This window comes from Halonotius sp. F2-221B (genome assembly GCF_046719765.1).
GTDB lineage: Archaea > Halobacteriota > Halobacteria > Halobacteriales > Haloferacaceae > Halonotius.
In genome coordinates this window covers 31,340-46,735 of sequence record NZ_JABEBY010000011.1, presented here as the reverse complement: position 1 = coordinate 46,735, position 15,396 = coordinate 31,340, and the positions used below count along the sequence as shown (strand labels likewise).

The window sequence follows — 15,396 nt, the reverse complement described above, 5'->3', positions numbered from 1 at the left end:
AAAATCGAGGTGCCAACGAGATCAGGGAGTCAACGAGATCGGGGCGTCAACGAGTCGCTCGCCGCCGTCGGCTGTGACCGCAACCAGTGTGCCGAGTCGAATCCGGCCCTGATCGGGGTCAACAACGCTCGTTTCGACGGCGAGAACCGATCCCGCCTGTAGCGCGCCGTCGTCGGTAGGGCTCGGAGCCTCATACGGCGTGAGCCCGACGCCGTGGACAGCGACGCGGCCGCCAGCCTCGCTGGCGTCGGCGACATCGCCGTCCTCCGAGTGCGCGCGCGGCGAGAAGCCGTAGGCCGTCAGCTCCGCGGTTGCTTCGGCGGCGACCGTTCCCACGTTGCCGTCGACCTCGCAGTGGCGGCGGGCGGCGGTCTGGGCAGCCGTGGCGGCGATGAAGGCGCGTCGATCCCAGCCGCCGTCGCTGTCGACGACGACGGTGCGGGTGAGATGGCCGTGGTAGCCGTGTGGCCCCCGCGGAACGAGGTGGATGACGATCCCCTCGTCGGCCGGCAGCGGCTCGGTCGGGGCGGTGTCGACGGCCCGAACGCGAACCGTCTCCGGGGTGACGCCACCGCCGGCGAGGGTCGCGGCGATCTCGCGTTCGAGCTGCCGGGCCGACAGGGGGTCGCCATCGACGCGGACGATCCCGTCGGCGGTCGTGCTCTCAGCGAGGATGTCGCTTGCGTGCGCCATCCCGTGGGCCGCCCCGCGCTGGACAGCCCGGAGACAGTCGCGTTCGGTGTCGGTTTTGCTGGCCCGAGCCACCGTGAGCGCGGCGGTCGATGCGAGCTCGTAGCCAGCGTCTTGGAGCCGAACCGCGGTGTCGTGCGGCAGCTGGCTCGGCACCCGGAGTGTGCCAGCATCCTCAGTGGTTCCACGTCGATCGGCGAGCACCGACACAGCGTGAGTGCCCGGCGGCGTCTGCGGGTCGCGGGTGGCGACCGAGCGAGCGATCTCGGTCGCTGACGCGTCACGGGTATCAGTGAGAAAATCGGCGACAGCGGCGTCGCGGTCGGCTGCCGACACACAGTAGATCGCTTCGAGGTCGCCGGCGTCGGTCGGAACACAAACGACGGCAGCCGCCTGCTGTGGCGCGGCGGTACGCGTCAGGTAGCGGCGATCAGGATCGTTGCCGCGAGCAGCGTGAACGAAGCCCACGGTGGCAGGCTCAGCGAGTGGATCACTGAGGGCGGCAAGTCCGGCTTGCGGCGTCGGCGGGGCTGACCACGCCGCGGGAAAGCCACCACCCGACGGGCTCACGGCTCGGGTTCGGGGGCCGCCGGCTCCGCCGCCTCGACGGCATCAAGCAGCTCCTCGGGTGGCGCGTCCCGAATCTCGTTGTGCAACAGGACGCTGATCGGGACGGTCGGCGCGCCGTCGATCAGATTTTCCAGCAGAACAAGTCGCTCCCGCGCCCGGCTCATGCCGACGTAGAACACCCGCCGTTCGTTGTCAGTCAACAGCGGGACGGGATCGGTGTGTTTGGTGAACTCGTCGTCGTCGACGGTCGTCGGATCGGCCGTCTCCTCGTGGCCGGAGACCGTTGCGGCCATCTGCTCGACGACCTTCTCGGTGAGATCGGTGGCGACAAAGACGTGGTCGGCTTCCCGGCCTTTCGCGGAGTGGATCGTCCCCACGCGGACGGTGTCGGGATCGAGGCCAGCGTAGTCGCCGTTGAAGTAGGCGTCGACGGAGGTGCGCTGGAAGTTTGTCACCTTTCGCAGCATGTCACCGGCCGACGTTGGATCGGGCATAAACGGCGCGAACTCCTCGACATCGTCGGGGTCGAGCGGAACCTCCGCGAGGTCGTCGATCTCGGCGGCCTCCTCCTCTGCTTCGAGGAAGTCGTAGAACTCCTCGCGGTCGTTGGAGCCAAACGTCGACTCCTGGAGCATGTCGGCGAGTCGGCGGCCCTGCAGTAGTGTAAGCTCCTCACCGGCGTCGAAGGCCTCGATGGCGCGAACGTAGTCGGTCAGCCGATCGGTCCAGAGTCGCTGGTCGGTGAGGGCCTTGAACGGGATCCCCTCGTCGACAAACTCCTCGATGAACTGGAACAGCTGGTAGCGTGCGCGGAACAACAGCATCACGCTGCCCTCCTCGGCGTCGACGGTGTAGCGAACGTTGCGAACGAGTTCGAGGATCGAGGCGTTTTCGACGGCCTCGACTGTTCCGCCCTCTTTCCGCGGTTTGAGATCCTTCTCCTGGCGTTTGTCGATGTGGCGGATCTCCTGGTTGACGACGGTGAGGATGTTGGAGGGCAGCCGGTAGGAGTTCGGCAGCACCACATTCTCGTCGTGATCGGCATCAAGCAGGAGATTTGGATCGGCGCCCTGCCAGGCGTAGACGACCTGGTCGTCGTCGCCGGCGATCAACACCTGTTTCATGTGGGGTTTCCACTCCTCGAAGACCGCGTACTGCAGCGTGGTGATATCCTGAAACTCGTCGATAACGAGGTAGTCGACGTTCGGCAGCAGCGACCGCTGTGCAACGCGTTCGAGCATGTCGGCGAAGCCGACCAACCCGTTGTCGCCCTTGTAGTTCCGCCAGGCCCGGATCGCCTCGGGGATATCGATGCGGTCGTCGTCGGCCGTCCACGTCGGCGTGTACTTGTTGCCCTCCTGGGCGTTGGGATCCTCATCCGGCGGGAGGCGAACCTCCTCGACGTTCCACTGGAAGGGCACGTCGTACCAGTCGGCGACATCCCGGCGGGTGCGCTGGAGCCACTGGCTGGTGGCGATGATCTTGTTGCCGATCGTCGTCGATCGGGCGGTGCGGCGGCCGCCGCTTTTGTACTCGTCCTCGTACTCGATGCCGTACTCCTCGCAGAACTCCTCCTTGTCGTCTTCGCCGACAACGTCGCCGCGGGAGAGATCAAGCAACTCGTAGGCCTTGGCGTGCATCGTACAGACGTTGCCTTTGAGCGCGCGTGGCGTCGTGTCGAGTCGCTCGGCGAGGCGTTCGCGGATCTCGGCGGCGGCGGCACGCGTGTAGGAGACGACGAGGATATCGCGTGGATCGGTGTCGTCGTCTTCGAGGATGGTCTCAACGCGGTCAAGGAGGGCGGTCGTTTTCCCGCTGCCGGGGCCGCCAAAGAGGCGCGTGAGTTCGCCGTCCGTGGTGCTCATTGTAGCACCTACATGCGCCCCGGCGTGATAAACGACATGGCTTCGGTCGCCGAGGTCGATCCGAACACAGCCGAAATCGAGAGCCGGATTATCGATCAGGCTGCCAGCCACACACTGAACACGTCATCGCGCTGTCGTCGTGAAGGGCACCGCAGTCTGGACACTGCTTTTTGTTGTACGACTCGTCCCAGCCTGCCGATTCCGTCTCGTGGCCGTTTGTCGAAAGGAACTCGTCGAACAACTCGTCGTCTGAGGACTGTGCTTTTGACATCACGATTCATGGTAACGTGTACCACATATATAGAGCTTGTGGCGTGGGCGACAAACTGGACGATCAGGAAGTCCAAGCCGGCGGAATCGGCTCAGAGATCGTACAGCGCGCTGTATTTGTCGGTCACGTAGTCGGTGAAGGCGTCGGCACGCAGCGGCTCGCCGGTCGCCTGTTCGACCAGGGCGTCGGTCTCGTATCGCCGGCCATGTTGGTGGATGTTCGTCCGCAGCCACTCGCCGAGCGCATCGAAGTCGCCATCGCGGATCCCCGCATCGAGATCGTCGATCTCGCGGTCGGCGGCGGCATACAGTTGGGCGGCCAGCACGCTACCCAGCGAGTACGTCGGGAAGTAGCCAAAGTTACCGTGGCTCCAGTGGATATCCTGGAGACAGCCCAGCGCGTCGGATGGCGGGGTGAGCCCGAGATACTCCTCGTAGAGGCGGTTCCAGCGATCCGGCACGTCGCCGACCGCGAGGTCGCCGCTGATGAGTTCGCGTTCGATTGTGAAGCGGATGATGATATGCAGGTGGTAGGTGAGCTCGTCGGCCTCGACGCGGATCAGATTCTCGTCGTGAACCTGATTGGCGGCTTCGTAGGCATCGCGCGCCGACAGCTCACTCGTCTGTGGGAACACCTCCTGCAGCTTCGGCAACAACAGCTCCCAAAACGCCGCCGATCGGCCGACATGGTTCTCCCAGAGCCGCGATTGAGACTCATGCACAGAGAGATCGCGGTGGCTGCCAAGTGGCGTGCCGAAGGCGTCGTCGGGCAGCCCCAGCGTGTAGTAGGCGTGGCCGAACTCGTGGATCGTCGAGGTGATCGCGCCGAGTGGATCGCTCTCGTCGAACCGGGTGGTGATGCGGGCGTCAAACTGGTTGCCCGAGGTGAACGGATGCGTCGAGGTGTCAAGCCGACCGCGGTCGAAATCGTAGCCGAGCGTCGCTAATACCTCACGGGAGAGCGACTCCTGGCTGTCGGTATCGAAGCTGCCCTCGAAGGCGTCGGTCGCAAGATCGGCATCCGAGGCGCGAATCTCCTCGATCAGCGGCACCAGCGTCTCCCGGAGTTCATCGAGGATGTCAGCGGTTTTCGACAACGACAGGCAGGGTTCGTACTCCGCAAACAGCACCGCATAGGGGTCAGCGTCAGGATCGATATGTTCGGCGTACTGCTGTTTGAGCTCGACCAGCTCTTCGAGATGCGGGGCAAACTCCGCGAAATCGTCGTGTTCGCGGGCGGACTCCCACGCGCCGAGGGCCTCGGTGGTCGCCGTCGAGATCTCCTCGATGAGATCACGCGGGACACGGGCGGCCCGGACGTACTCTCGGCGGACCTCACGGACGACAGCCTGCTGTTCAGGGGTAAGCGATGCGTCGTCAAGCTCCGCAAGATATCTTCCAATGTCGCCGTCGACCAACAGCTCGTGGCTGAGCGACGACAGCGTCGACAGCTGCGTCGAGCGGGCCGGCGTCCCACCCTCGGGCATCATCACCTGTTGATCCCACGAGAGCACTTCAGTCGCACTCTCGACGGCGTTGTATCGCTTGATCTCATCGAGCAGTGCCGTATACGCCGCCGGGGGCTCGGTCTGTGTTGCCTCAGTTGCCATACCTCCTGTTGCGGCTACGGTCGTATCAACGCACTGGCGGTGGAACTTTTTATAACTCTGTACGCGCTACTATTGACGTATGAGTGTTCATATCGAGGGGTTCGACGATTTCGACGACGAAATCCGGGAACTCAAGGAGAATGCTGACGCCCTTGACGGGAACAACGAGATTCCGATGGATCAACTGTTCACGGAGAGCTTCATGGAGTCATACACACCGTTCAGTTCGCTTGCGGCGTTCTTCGAGCATAGCCCATGGACGGTCGAGACGCGAGCGGACTTCAAGTCGATTCCCGAAGACGAGTTCGACCGATACGTGAACGACAACACCGGGTTCAACGACTGGGAAACGATGCTGCAAGCCGCAGGACGCGAATGGGTCAGTCGCCAACTCGGGATCAAATAGCTCGCTTACCCGTCGTCAGGTGATCCCGAAGACTCCTCATCGGATTCATCGGTTGGTGAATCAGATCGCGTGAACTCCGGATCACCGAGGTGAAGATGAAAATCCCCCTCGATCGTAAGTTCGTCCACCGGCCCCTGACTTGAAGATTCCTCCGAACTCACATACTCATAGATTGTAATCAGGCCGGAAGTCAATCCCACGACTGCTGAAATAGCTTGGATAACTAATCTGAAAACATCAGAAACGTCTCCAATTGCAGGCGATTCGACGAGTATTGTGACCTCAACAAAGATCGTGGCCAGAAACAGTCCACCGGCAAGGAAAAAGACAACTGCCGAATACCGAACGGGGACAGAACGAATGGAACCTATCGGCAAACGATCCATTTGTTCACAGCTTCCTGTGGAATGTGATTTAAAATTGGTGACGAAGCAAACGTCCGTGTCGCAGTTCGCTCACTCTGACTGCTCACCGGTAGCAATCCGTCGATACAGCTCATAACACCGCTCAAGTACGTCGATCGAGACGCTCTCGGTCGCAGTATGTGCCTCGCCAGGTTCGGCCGCCCCACAAACAACGCAGTCGGTGTCGGCGTTCGCCAGCCAGCCCGCGTCGGTCGCGTGTGGTTTGACGACCTGTTGAGGCTCGCCCGGCTGGACGGCGTCGGCTGCCGCGAGGACGCGGTTGGCAAACGCCGGATCCTCACAGGCCATCGGCGGGAGATCCTGATCGACCGTCCACTCGACGCCCGCGATCGATTCGGCGGCCGCGAGGTCGGCGCGCTCGCCGGGTACGGTTCGCTCGTCGATCGTCACCGTACACCGGTCGGGAATCACGTTCCACGCCGAGCCACCATCGATCTCGGTAACGGCGATGCTCCCGGAGAGCTCGTTGCCGAGCACCGTCGTTTCGGGGGCGTCGAGTCCGCGGACGACATCGACCGCATCGCAGGCGCGGTAGATCGCGTTGTCCGCGTCGTCGGGGCGGCTGGCGTGGCCCGCGGTGCCGCTGGCGGTGAGCGTACTCCCGCGGCGACCCTTGTGGGCGACCGCGACATCGGTGACACCATCCGCGGAGTAGCCCGTTGAGCCCTCGGTGACGATGGCGGTGTCGGGCGCAAATCCCTCATCGATGGCTGCCTGCGCGCCGATCCCGCCCTGTTCCTCGCCAACAAAGCTCGCAAAGACGAGCTCGGTTGCGGGGTCGGCATCCCGAACGGCGAGCAGTGCGGCCGCCAGCGCGCCTTTCATGTCGGCGGTGCCACGGCCGTAGAGCCGGCCATCGCGGTGGTCGATGTGATAGTTCCCGTCGGCGTCGAGTTGCTCGTCAGCGGGAGGAACAACATCGTGGTGGCCGACGAGCGCGAGCGTGGGCGGTGCTGTCGTCGTTGCCGCCGCTGCCGGCTGGCGACGTGCGATCACGTTGCCGGCGTCGTCACGGCGAACCGTTGCGTCCGTCTCCTCGCGGAGCCATCGGGCGATAAAATCGCCGGCGGCGGTCTCGTCGTCGTGGCTCGGGATCGCAACGAGCGATCGGGTGAGCGAAACGATTGCCTCGCGGCTCATACGGGAAGTGGTGCGGCCGCTGGCAAAGTTCCACTGCCAGCGATGACTCAAGAGATGAGATCAAAATGAAAGCTGAAGATCGGAACCAAGCCGGCTGCCGGTTCCGTCGCAGAAAACCCGGCTAGTTAGAGGATGTAGCTCGCGTCAGTGTCAATATTCCGTGGCGTCTTGAGCTGCTTGTAGGTCTGTCCACCTGCGGGGGATTGCAGGATGAGACTGACCGTCTCGGACTCCTCAAGTGGCTCAATGCCACTTTGGGCGTCGAGATCGATCTCGACGACGAGGATGTCCTCTTGCTCTGTCAGCACTGACGTGCTACCCTCAAGGCTCTGTTGTTGGTAGTGTGTGATGGCACCGTTCTGGTTGTCATTGCCGTTGACAACGGTTGCATTCCCGGTCGGACTGGAGATCGTATACGACGCCTGGCTCACGTTCACCGGATCGGAGCCCGATGCTAGTTGAACCGACGCGTTTAGCGTATCGATCGTGCCCCCCGAGTTGGCATCAATACCGATCACTTCACCGATCTGGACAACATCACTCACTTCAGAGGTTGTCTCTTCGCCCGTTGCCTGTGCTTGTGCCTGCAGGAGGCCGGCGGTGTTGATGAGAACGCCCGCGGCGATCGCGGCGACTAACACCATCGCGATGAACACGATGAGCGTTCCAATCCCCACCTGACCTCGAGAGTCTGTATCGAACATGGGTAGTGTGCGTCTGCCCGGAACGGCTGTGACGCTATCAGAGAAAAGTGAGAGGATAGATATAAACACACTGTCCAAATTATCACAACCAATAATATACGGTATGTGGACAGAATAAAACCGGTTGCGTCAGTCGATTATGGGCAAACATATAAATTATTAATGTATTCTGTTAATGCTATTTTATAATGTATAAATTTCTATAGTTAGTCGGTGCGATGCGGTAGCAGTGGTAAGTGGGGATTGCGAAAAAGAGCTTCAGTGGATCGTCAAAGAAAGGGCTTCAGTGCAAAAACGCGGACGCCTTAGAGGATGTAGGAGCTACTGTCTTCGATATTCCGCGGTGCCTGGAGCTGCTTGTAGGTCTGTCCGCCCGATGGAGCCTGCACGATCAGCGAAACAGTTTCCGATTCCGTCACTGGGTCGATCCCGGTTTGTCCATCGAGGTCGAGCTGTGCAACGATGATGTCCTCCTGGTCTTGGAGCACATTTTCGTCGGATGCAGCAAGCCCTTGCTGGTTGTAGTATGTGAGATCGTCGTTCGCGGTTGAGTTCCCGTTCACGACAGTCGCACTACCGCTCGGGCTCGAAATCGTGTATGAGGTCTTGTTGAGATCGATCGGATCGGAGCCGGATGCAAGGCGCAGTGACGCGTTGAGCTGGCTGATGTTGCCACCGTTGAGCGCGTCCTCACCGATGACCTCGCCGACCTGAATCACGTCGCTGACTTCCGCGGTTGTCTCCTCGCCCGTTGCCTGTGCTTGTGCCTGTAGGAGGCCGGCGGTGTTGATAAGAACGCCCGCGGCGATCGCGGCGACTAACACCATCGCAATGAACACGATGAGCGTTCCAATCCCAACCTGGCCTCTGGATGCTGTATCGAACATGAATGTGTGCGCCTGCCCGGAACGGCGGTGACGCTGCTAGCGAAAAATAAGAGAACAGATATAAACACACTGTCTAAATTATCAAAGCAGATAATCTACGTATGATAACAAAAGTAAAACGCGTTATGTCAGTCGATTTTGTCCAAACATATAAATTATTAATGTATTTTTCTAATGTTGTTTTATAATGTAGAAATTAGAATAGTTTATCGGTGTGAGGGTCGTTAGAACGGCGTAATGCGTGGAGCCAGCGGGGCAGCTCTCGGCGTCGCTCACACGGAAGTTCGCTGCGCATCGCCACGCATCACCCTTATGCATCCGCCCGGAGTAAGGGAGGTATGACTCTAGTGCCGGACACGAGCGCGGTCATCGACGGTCGTGTGTCCGAGCGAATCGACGACAGCGAGGGGTTGACGGTGGTGATCCCGGAGGCCGTGGTCGGCGAACTCGAATCGCAGGCCAACGCGGGCTACGACAGCGGCTGGAGCGGGCTCGAAGAGCTCCAGCGGCTTGCAGAGTTGGCCGACGAGGGAACCATCGACCTCCAGTACGTCGGCCGGCGGGCGAACGCAACCGAACAGGACGCCGCCAGCGAGGGCGAGGTCGACGCGATCATCCGCGATGTCGCCGCCGACAACGACGCCACCCTGCTGTCCAGCGATATTGTGCAATCCGAGGTGGCGAAAGCAAAGGGCCTCGATGTCGAGTACGTTGAACCCCGTGTCGACAGCGACGAAGGGCTGCCGATCGCCGACTTCTTCGACGAGGAGACGATGAGCGTCCACCTCAAAACCGGCACCCAGCCGAAGGCCAAACGCGGCGCGCTCGACGGGATGAGCTACAAACAGATCGACGACACCGTCAGCTCCGAAACGCAGATGGACGAGTGGGCCGACGAGATCGAATCGCTGGCCCGCAGCAGCAACGAGGGATTCATCGAGCTCTCCGAGCCCGGGATGACGATCATCCAATACGCGGATTACCGGATCGCCGTCGCCCGCCCGCCGTTCTCGGACGGCATCGAGATCACGGCCGTCCGGCCGATCGCCAAAACGACGCTGGACGACTACATCTTCGACGACCGCCTCCGAGATCGACTGCTCGAACAGGAGCGCGGCGTGCTTATTTCCGGGTCGCCCGGCGCGGGAAAATCGACGTTCGCCCAGGCGGTCGCGGAGTTCCTCACCGACAACGACTACGCGGTGAAGACGATGGAGAAGCCGCGAGATCTCCAGGTCGGCGACGACATCACCCAGTACACCGCCCTCGGCGGCGATATGGCGACAACCGCGGACTCGCTGCTGCTCGTGCGGCCGGATTACACCATCTACGACGAGGTCAGGAAAACGGAGGATTTCGACGTGTTCGCCGACATGCGGCTCGCGGGCGTCGGCATGGTCGGCGTTGTCCACGCCACCCGCGCGATCGACGCCCTCCAGCGGCTTGTCGGCCGGGTCGAACTTGGCATGATTCCGCAGGTCGTCGACACCGTCGTCTACATCGAGGCCGGCGAAGTGCATACCGTCTACGACGTGACCACGGAAGTCAAGGTGCCCGAAGGGCTGACTGCCGAGGATCTCGCCCGCCCGGTGATCCAGGTGGCTGACTTCGAGACCGGCAAACCTGCCTACGAGATCTACACGTTCAACCGCCAGGTGATCACCGTGCCGCTCGATGACGAGGCGGGCAGCGACACCGGCGTCGACCGCATCGCCAAACAGGAGATCGAACGAGAGATCCGCTCGGTCGCCCGCGGCCATGTCACCGTCGAACTCACCGGCCAGAACAACGCGATCGTCTACGTTGAGGAAAGCGACATCTCCTATGTGATCGGCAAAGGCGGCGGTCGAATCAGCGATATCGAGGATCGACTCGGGATCGACATCGACGTGCGCACCCACGAGGACAACCCCGACGCCGGGGGGGCCGCAACCAACGGTAGCGGTGGTGGCGGCGCGGAGACCAAGCCCGCCGGCGAGGTTGTCCAACCCGAGATCACCGCCCGCCACGTCGTGATCCGGATGGACGGCCACGTCGGCGAGACCGTCGAGGTGCAGGCCGACGGCGAGTATCTCTTCACCGCGACGGTCAGCAGCGGCGGCGACATCCAGATCTCTCGCGGCTCGGCGATCGCCGAGGAGTTAGAGGACGCCATTGACCGGAAACAGCAGATCACGGTTGTGCCGGCGTAGCGGGTGCAGCACAAACAGCTGCGACAACTGCCCGCGTGTCGGCATCGGCAGCGGAGGAACCGCAGTGGGCTGAAATACGTCCAGTTTTTAACGGCTGAACTCGGTAGGGTTACACTCGCGTAACCGGTACGAAAACGATAACGCTTTTTTGAGGCTACTGAGAAATGCGGTACATGTCTACCGAGCTGAAGCGGGGACTCGAAGGCGTGGTCGTCGCCGAATCCGATCTGAGCTATATCGACGGCGACGCGGGGGAGCTTATCTATCGTGGCTACGCCATCGAGGAACTCGCCCGCGAGGCCAGCTACGAGGAGACGCTGTATCTGCTGTGGCACGGCGAACTCCCAACCGATGCGGAACTCACCGAGTTCAGCCAGCAGATGGCTACCGCCCGCGAACTCGACGATGGCCTCCTCGATATCATCCGTGAGCTCGCCGACAGTGGCGAAGAACCGATGGCCGCCCTTCGGACGATCACCTCCGCACTGTCAGCCTACGACCCGGATAGCGACGCCGAGTTCAACGACACCGAAGCCAACAACCGCAAAAGCCGCCGGATCACCGCGAAGATGCCAACGGCGTTAGCGGCCTACAACCGACTCCGCAACGGCAACGAGCCCGTCGCCCCTCGCGAGGAGCTGAGCCACGCCGCCAACTTCCTCTATATGCTCAACGACGAGGAGCCCGACGACGTGCTCGCCGAAACGTTCGATATGGCGCTCGTCCTCCACGCCGACCACGGGCTCAACGCCTCGACGTTCGCCGCGATGGTGACCGCCTCGACGCTGGCTGATCTCCACAGCGCGGTCACCTCAGCGATCGGCACCCTGTCGGGCAGTTTGCACGGCGGTGCCAACGCCGACGTAATGCGCATGCTGCAGGCCATCGACGACGACGAACTCGATCCCGTCGCGTGGGTGAAAGACGCCATCGACCGCGGCGAGCGCATCGCCGGCTTTGGCCACCGCGTGTACAACGTCAAAGACCCGCGCGCGAAGATCCTCGGCGAGGAGAGCGAAGCCCTCGGCGAGGCCGCCGGCGACACCAAATGGTACGAGATGTCGGTCGCCATCGAGGACTACATCAGCGAGGAGAAGGGTCTCGCACCGAACGTCGACTTCTACTCGGCGACGACCTACTACCAGATGGGCATCCCGATCGATCTCTATACGCCCATCTTTGCGATCGCCCGCTCGGGTGGCTGGATCGCCCATGTGCTGGAGCAGTGGGAGGACAACCGCCTGATCCGCCCGCGGGCGAAGTACACCGGCGACACCGACGCGGAGTTCGTGCCGCTGGACGAACGGTAGCGGATACCGCCAGCTCGTTTTTCACGCCGTTGTAATGACTACTCACCACGAGACGACCCGACTGGCGGCAACCCCACCACTGGGCTGGAACTCCTGGAACGCGTTTAGCTGCGAGGTCACCGAGAGCGACATCCGCGCTGCAGCCGACGCCCTCGTTGACACCGGGCTGCGCGAGGCCGGCTACGAGTACATCGTCGTCGACGACTGCTGGATGGCCGCCGAAACCGACAGCGAGGGCCGACTCCAGCCCTCGGCTGAGTTTCCAAATGGGATGGCCGCCCTCGCTGACTACGTCCACGACCGCGGCCTCAAATTCGGCCTCTACACGTCGGCGGGCACCGAGACCTGCCAAGGCTACCCCGCGAGTCTCGGGCGCGAGCAACTACACGCCGAGCAGTTCGCCGAGTGGGGCGTCGACTACCTCAAATACGACAACTGCGGCGACCACCGCGGCCGCGACGCGATCGACCGCTACACCGCGATGGGCGAGGCCCTCGAAAGCGTCGACCGCAAGATCGTCTACAGCATCTGCGAGTGGGGACAGAACCGCCCGTGGGAGTGGGGTCGCAACGTCGGCGGCCACTGCTGGCGGGCGACCGACGATCTCGTCGCCAAATGGCGGGCTGACCCCGACGAGTTCGGGCTCGGAGTCGCCGATGTCCTTGACCGGATGGCTGCCATCGACGCGGCCGCTCACGGCCCGGGCGGCTGGAACGATCCCGATATGCTGCAGATCGGCACCGGCCCCAACTCCGGGCAGTCCGAACACGAACCCGTCGACGTACAGCGACCGCTGACCAAAGCCGAACGCCGCACGCATTTGGCCTTCTGGTGTCTACTGGCCGCGCCGCTGATGATCGGGGCCGATCTCACGTCGCTGTCGACGTTCGACCGCGAGTTGCTGACGAATGAGCGACTGCTCGCAATCGACCAAGACCCGCTCGGGATACAGGGGACGCCGGATCAACGCGGCGACGACGCGGAGGTATGGAGCAAACGACTGGCAGACGGCGGCGCGGCGGTCGCCTTCCACAACCGCGGCGACGCCGGGCGAGAGATTTCGACGCACGTCTCGGCGGTCGACATGGCAGCGGGTGCCGACCGCTATCGCGTGTGTGACTGCTGGACGGGCACCGAGTGGGAGACGGGTGGCTCGCTTGCGATGACGGTCGAACCGCGTGATACCGCTATCGTTCGTGTAACGCCGAAGTAAAAACAACCCTTGCTCAGTCGTCGGCAACAACCTTGTGCGCCGCATACAGCATCCCACGTTCGTCCATCAGCGACACCGTCGCCAGCCGGAGGGCGTGCGGCCAGCCCAGCGGCGTCGCGCTGTCGGGTTCGCCGGTGTCGAAATACTGCTCGGGGAGGTAGCTGGTGTCCTCACAGAGCACGCCGCCGGGTGTCACGAGTTCCAGGAGTTCACGCGCTCGTGAGGCGGCGTCGACCGCGCGGTCATCGTCATTGTCGGCCAGCAGGGCGGCCAGTTGGGCGGCAGCGTTGGCCCCCCAGCCGGTCGACACGGTCCAGATCTTCTCGTGGCCCTGCTCGCCCTGCCGCCAGCCGTCGCCCTCGTAGCGATACAGCCCCGCGATCTCGCTGTCCGCTGGCTCATGCCAGAGGGCTTCGATCATGGTGTGGACGTGGGAGTCGAGTTTGTCCAGCCGGTCGTCGTCGACGGTGGCGACCTGATCGTAGGTCAGATGCGCGCCGATCAGGCCGAGTGTCGCCGAGTCCGCCCGGCGGTCAAGGCCGCCAGCACCGTGTTCCCGAAGCGCGTAGAGCCCGCGATCCGCAAGCCAGAGGTCGTCGATCGCATGATAGACACGGTGGGCCTGTTCGAGTGCGTGGTCGGCCATCGGAAGGTCGGTGGCTGCCAGCGCGCTGTAGGCCTCAAGGAAGGTCGCTGTCGTGTGCGTGAACCGCCCGATCGAATCCTCCCAGGCGTTCTGACAGACCATCGGTCGGCCATCATCAAGCAGGGTTTCATCGAGGCTGTCGACAGCGTCTTCGAGGGTGTCGACGACACGGGATTCAAGATCTGGGTCGTCGATGCCCGACTCGTAGTAGCTCGCAAGGAAGGCGATGACGCTACCGGTCTGGTCGGCCTGGTAGTCGACGCCGTCGCCGGCTTCCAGCCGGGCGTTGGCCCAACCGGGCGCGAGCGCGCCGTTGTGCGGCCAGACGCGGTGGGGCCAGCTGCCATCTGGGCGTTGGGTCTCACAGTAGGCGCGCGCGCTGCGGGCATGCCAGTCGTCCAACCCGAGATCGAGATGCTTGTCGGACTCCAGGACGAACAGCGAGATCTCAGCGTCGTCGCGGAACCAGGTGTAACCGTAGCCACCTGAATGGCGATAGTACGGATCAAAGTCCGGACCAGCCATCCGGAGGCCGGTCGTCCCCGTCAGCAGCGAGAGCACGCGCACGTCGGCCGACACCGACTCATCCAGCGGGAGGTCGTCGGTGTCGTCGAGCGGGGCTGTTTCTGCGGCGGCCGCCTCGAAGGCTGCCCGGTCGGTGTACTCGGTGCGGAACGTTTCCATCTGATCGAGGGCGTCATCGCGGTCGGTCTCCTCCCAGTCGGTCAGCAGCGTGATGAGCGTCGTGCTGCCGTGATCCAGCGGGAGCCAACAGACCAGATCGCCGCTGAGGCGATCCTCGGCGTAGCGGCCGTCGTGTGGCGGGCGCGGGTACTCGGTCGGCTCCTCGGAGATCAGATCATCGAAGGAGGCGGGGATCTGGCCACGAATGCCGGCGAAGCCGGTCGAACTACCGAGGAAATCGTGTTCGGTCTCGTGGTAGACCTCGATCACGTCCTCGTGGTGGAGCTGGCCGAGGCGGCTGTGGCGGCCATCGGGGGCCAGCGAGACGTAGGCGATGATCTCGGCGTGTTCGGCGACCGTCTCGAAGTGGGTCAGGTGGGCGTTGCCGATCGTCAGATCGAGTTCGGTCACCTCGCCGATCGGCGTCTCGTGGACGGTTTCGACGAGGCCAGTATCCTCATAGTAGGTCTGTGTTGAGGTGGCGTCGTCGTCGAACCAGAACTTCTCGTCGCCGAGACTGAGGCCGAATCGGGAGCGTTCCAGCCCGGTCAGCCCTGACAGCGGGTAGCCGAAATCACGGATCACGCCCTCGTCGATGTGTACCAGCCGGCCGTCACCGCCGGAAAACCGCCCAGAGAGCGTCCGCCGCTCGCCGGGAAAGAGCGTGCTGTCACCTGACGACCGCTTGTAGTCGTCAAGTGCGTCACGAAGTTGCATACCTACCTTCAGTAGGTCACCCGTATTAATTCTTGGTGTATTTGTTGTTCACACGTTTTTTGAAACG

Annotated in this window: 13 protein-coding genes; 4 read left to right on the top strand and 9 right to left on the bottom strand. The window is 62.7% G+C overall.

All coding sequences use genetic code 11. The features are described from left to right. Window positions 1–21: 21 nt before the first annotated feature. The 4 genes from HKK80_RS09410 to HKK80_RS09395 all read right to left on the bottom strand — a co-directional run bounded on the left by HKK80_RS09410 (window position 22) and on the right by HKK80_RS09395 (window position 5,005). Window positions 22–1,260, bottom strand: coding sequence for a M24 family metallopeptidase (locus HKK80_RS09410; protein WP_411799342.1), 1,239 nt, complete (start codon window positions 1,258–1,260; stop codon window positions 22–24). Further along, complete coding sequence (locus tag HKK80_RS09405; protein WP_411799341.1) at window positions 1,257–3,125, bottom strand: UvrD-helicase domain-containing protein; 1,869 nt, start codon at window positions 3,123–3,125, stop codon at window positions 1,257–1,259. Before HKK80_RS09405 ends, HKK80_RS09410 begins: the two co-directional genes overlap by 4 nt. Window positions 3,126–3,213: 88 nt before the next feature. Continuing rightward, window positions 3,214–3,396, bottom strand: coding sequence for an HVO_0416 family zinc finger protein (locus tag HKK80_RS09400; RefSeq protein WP_411799340.1), 183 nt, complete (start codon window positions 3,394–3,396; stop codon window positions 3,214–3,216). A gap of 91 nt (window positions 3,397–3,487) precedes the next feature. Beyond that, window positions 3,488–5,005, bottom strand: coding sequence for a carboxypeptidase M32 (locus HKK80_RS09395; protein ID WP_411799339.1), 1,518 nt, complete (start codon window positions 5,003–5,005; stop codon window positions 3,488–3,490). Window positions 5,006–5,084: 79 nt separating this feature from the next. On the opposite strand from HKK80_RS09395, the gene HKK80_RS09390 reads away from it, so the two are divergent. Continuing rightward, window positions 5,085–5,411 (top strand): hypothetical protein, encoded by a 327-nt coding sequence (locus HKK80_RS09390; protein WP_142442944.1) that lies wholly within the window; start codon window positions 5,085–5,087, stop codon window positions 5,409–5,411. Window positions 5,412–5,416: 5 nt separating this feature from the next. On the opposite strand, the gene HKK80_RS09385 is transcribed toward HKK80_RS09390, so the two are convergent. The 4 genes from HKK80_RS09385 to HKK80_RS09370 all read right to left on the bottom strand — a co-directional run bounded on the left by HKK80_RS09385 (window position 5,417) and on the right by HKK80_RS09370 (window position 8,567). Continuing rightward, window positions 5,417–5,797 carry a hypothetical protein gene (locus HKK80_RS09385; protein WP_411799338.1) on the bottom strand — a complete coding sequence of 127 codons (381 nt, stop codon included), beginning with the start codon at window positions 5,795–5,797 and terminating at the stop codon, window positions 5,417–5,419. 69 nt (window positions 5,798–5,866) lie between these two features. After that, on the bottom strand, window positions 5,867–6,976 hold the full coding sequence (locus HKK80_RS09380) for a M20 family metallopeptidase (RefSeq protein WP_411799337.1): 1,110 nt from the start codon (window positions 6,974–6,976) through the stop codon (window positions 5,867–5,869). A 125-nt stretch (window positions 6,977–7,101) separates the two neighbouring features. Next, complete coding sequence (locus HKK80_RS09375; RefSeq protein WP_411799336.1) at window positions 7,102–7,680, bottom strand: archaellin/type IV pilin N-terminal domain-containing protein; 579 nt, start codon at window positions 7,678–7,680, stop codon at window positions 7,102–7,104. Window positions 7,681–7,985: 305 nt separating this feature from the next. After that, the gene (locus tag HKK80_RS09370) at window positions 7,986–8,567 is read right to left on the bottom strand and encodes an archaellin/type IV pilin N-terminal domain-containing protein (RefSeq protein ID WP_411799335.1); all 582 of its coding nucleotides are present in this window, start codon (window positions 8,565–8,567) and stop codon (window positions 7,986–7,988) included. 338 nt (window positions 8,568–8,905) lie between these two features. Here HKK80_RS09370 and HKK80_RS09365 point away from each other — a divergent pair, with 338 nt between their 5' ends. From HKK80_RS09365 to HKK80_RS09355, 3 genes are all read left to right on the top strand, one after another. Beyond that, window positions 8,906–10,759: a PINc/VapC family ATPase gene (locus HKK80_RS09365; RefSeq protein ID WP_411799334.1), complete on the top strand. Its 1,854-nt coding sequence runs from the start codon at window positions 8,906–8,908 to the stop codon at window positions 10,757–10,759. Window positions 10,760–10,932: 173 nt separating this feature from the next. Beyond that, a complete protein-coding gene (citZ, locus tag HKK80_RS09360; RefSeq protein ID WP_411799333.1) occupies window positions 10,933–12,069 on the top strand; it encodes a citrate synthase in 1,137 nt (378 codons plus the stop codon). A gap of 34 nt (window positions 12,070–12,103) precedes the next feature. Beyond that, entirely contained in the window at window positions 12,104–13,282 is a 1,179-nt protein-coding gene (locus HKK80_RS09355) for a glycoside hydrolase family 27 protein (protein ID WP_411799332.1), read from the top strand. A 13-nt stretch (window positions 13,283–13,295) separates the two neighbouring features. Here HKK80_RS09355 and HKK80_RS09350 read toward each other — a convergent pair whose 3' ends face one another. Continuing rightward, on the bottom strand, window positions 13,296–15,329 hold the full coding sequence (locus HKK80_RS09350) for a glycoside hydrolase family 15 protein (RefSeq protein ID WP_411799331.1): 2,034 nt from the start codon (window positions 15,327–15,329) through the stop codon (window positions 13,296–13,298). Window positions 15,330–15,396: the final 67 nt, after the last annotated feature.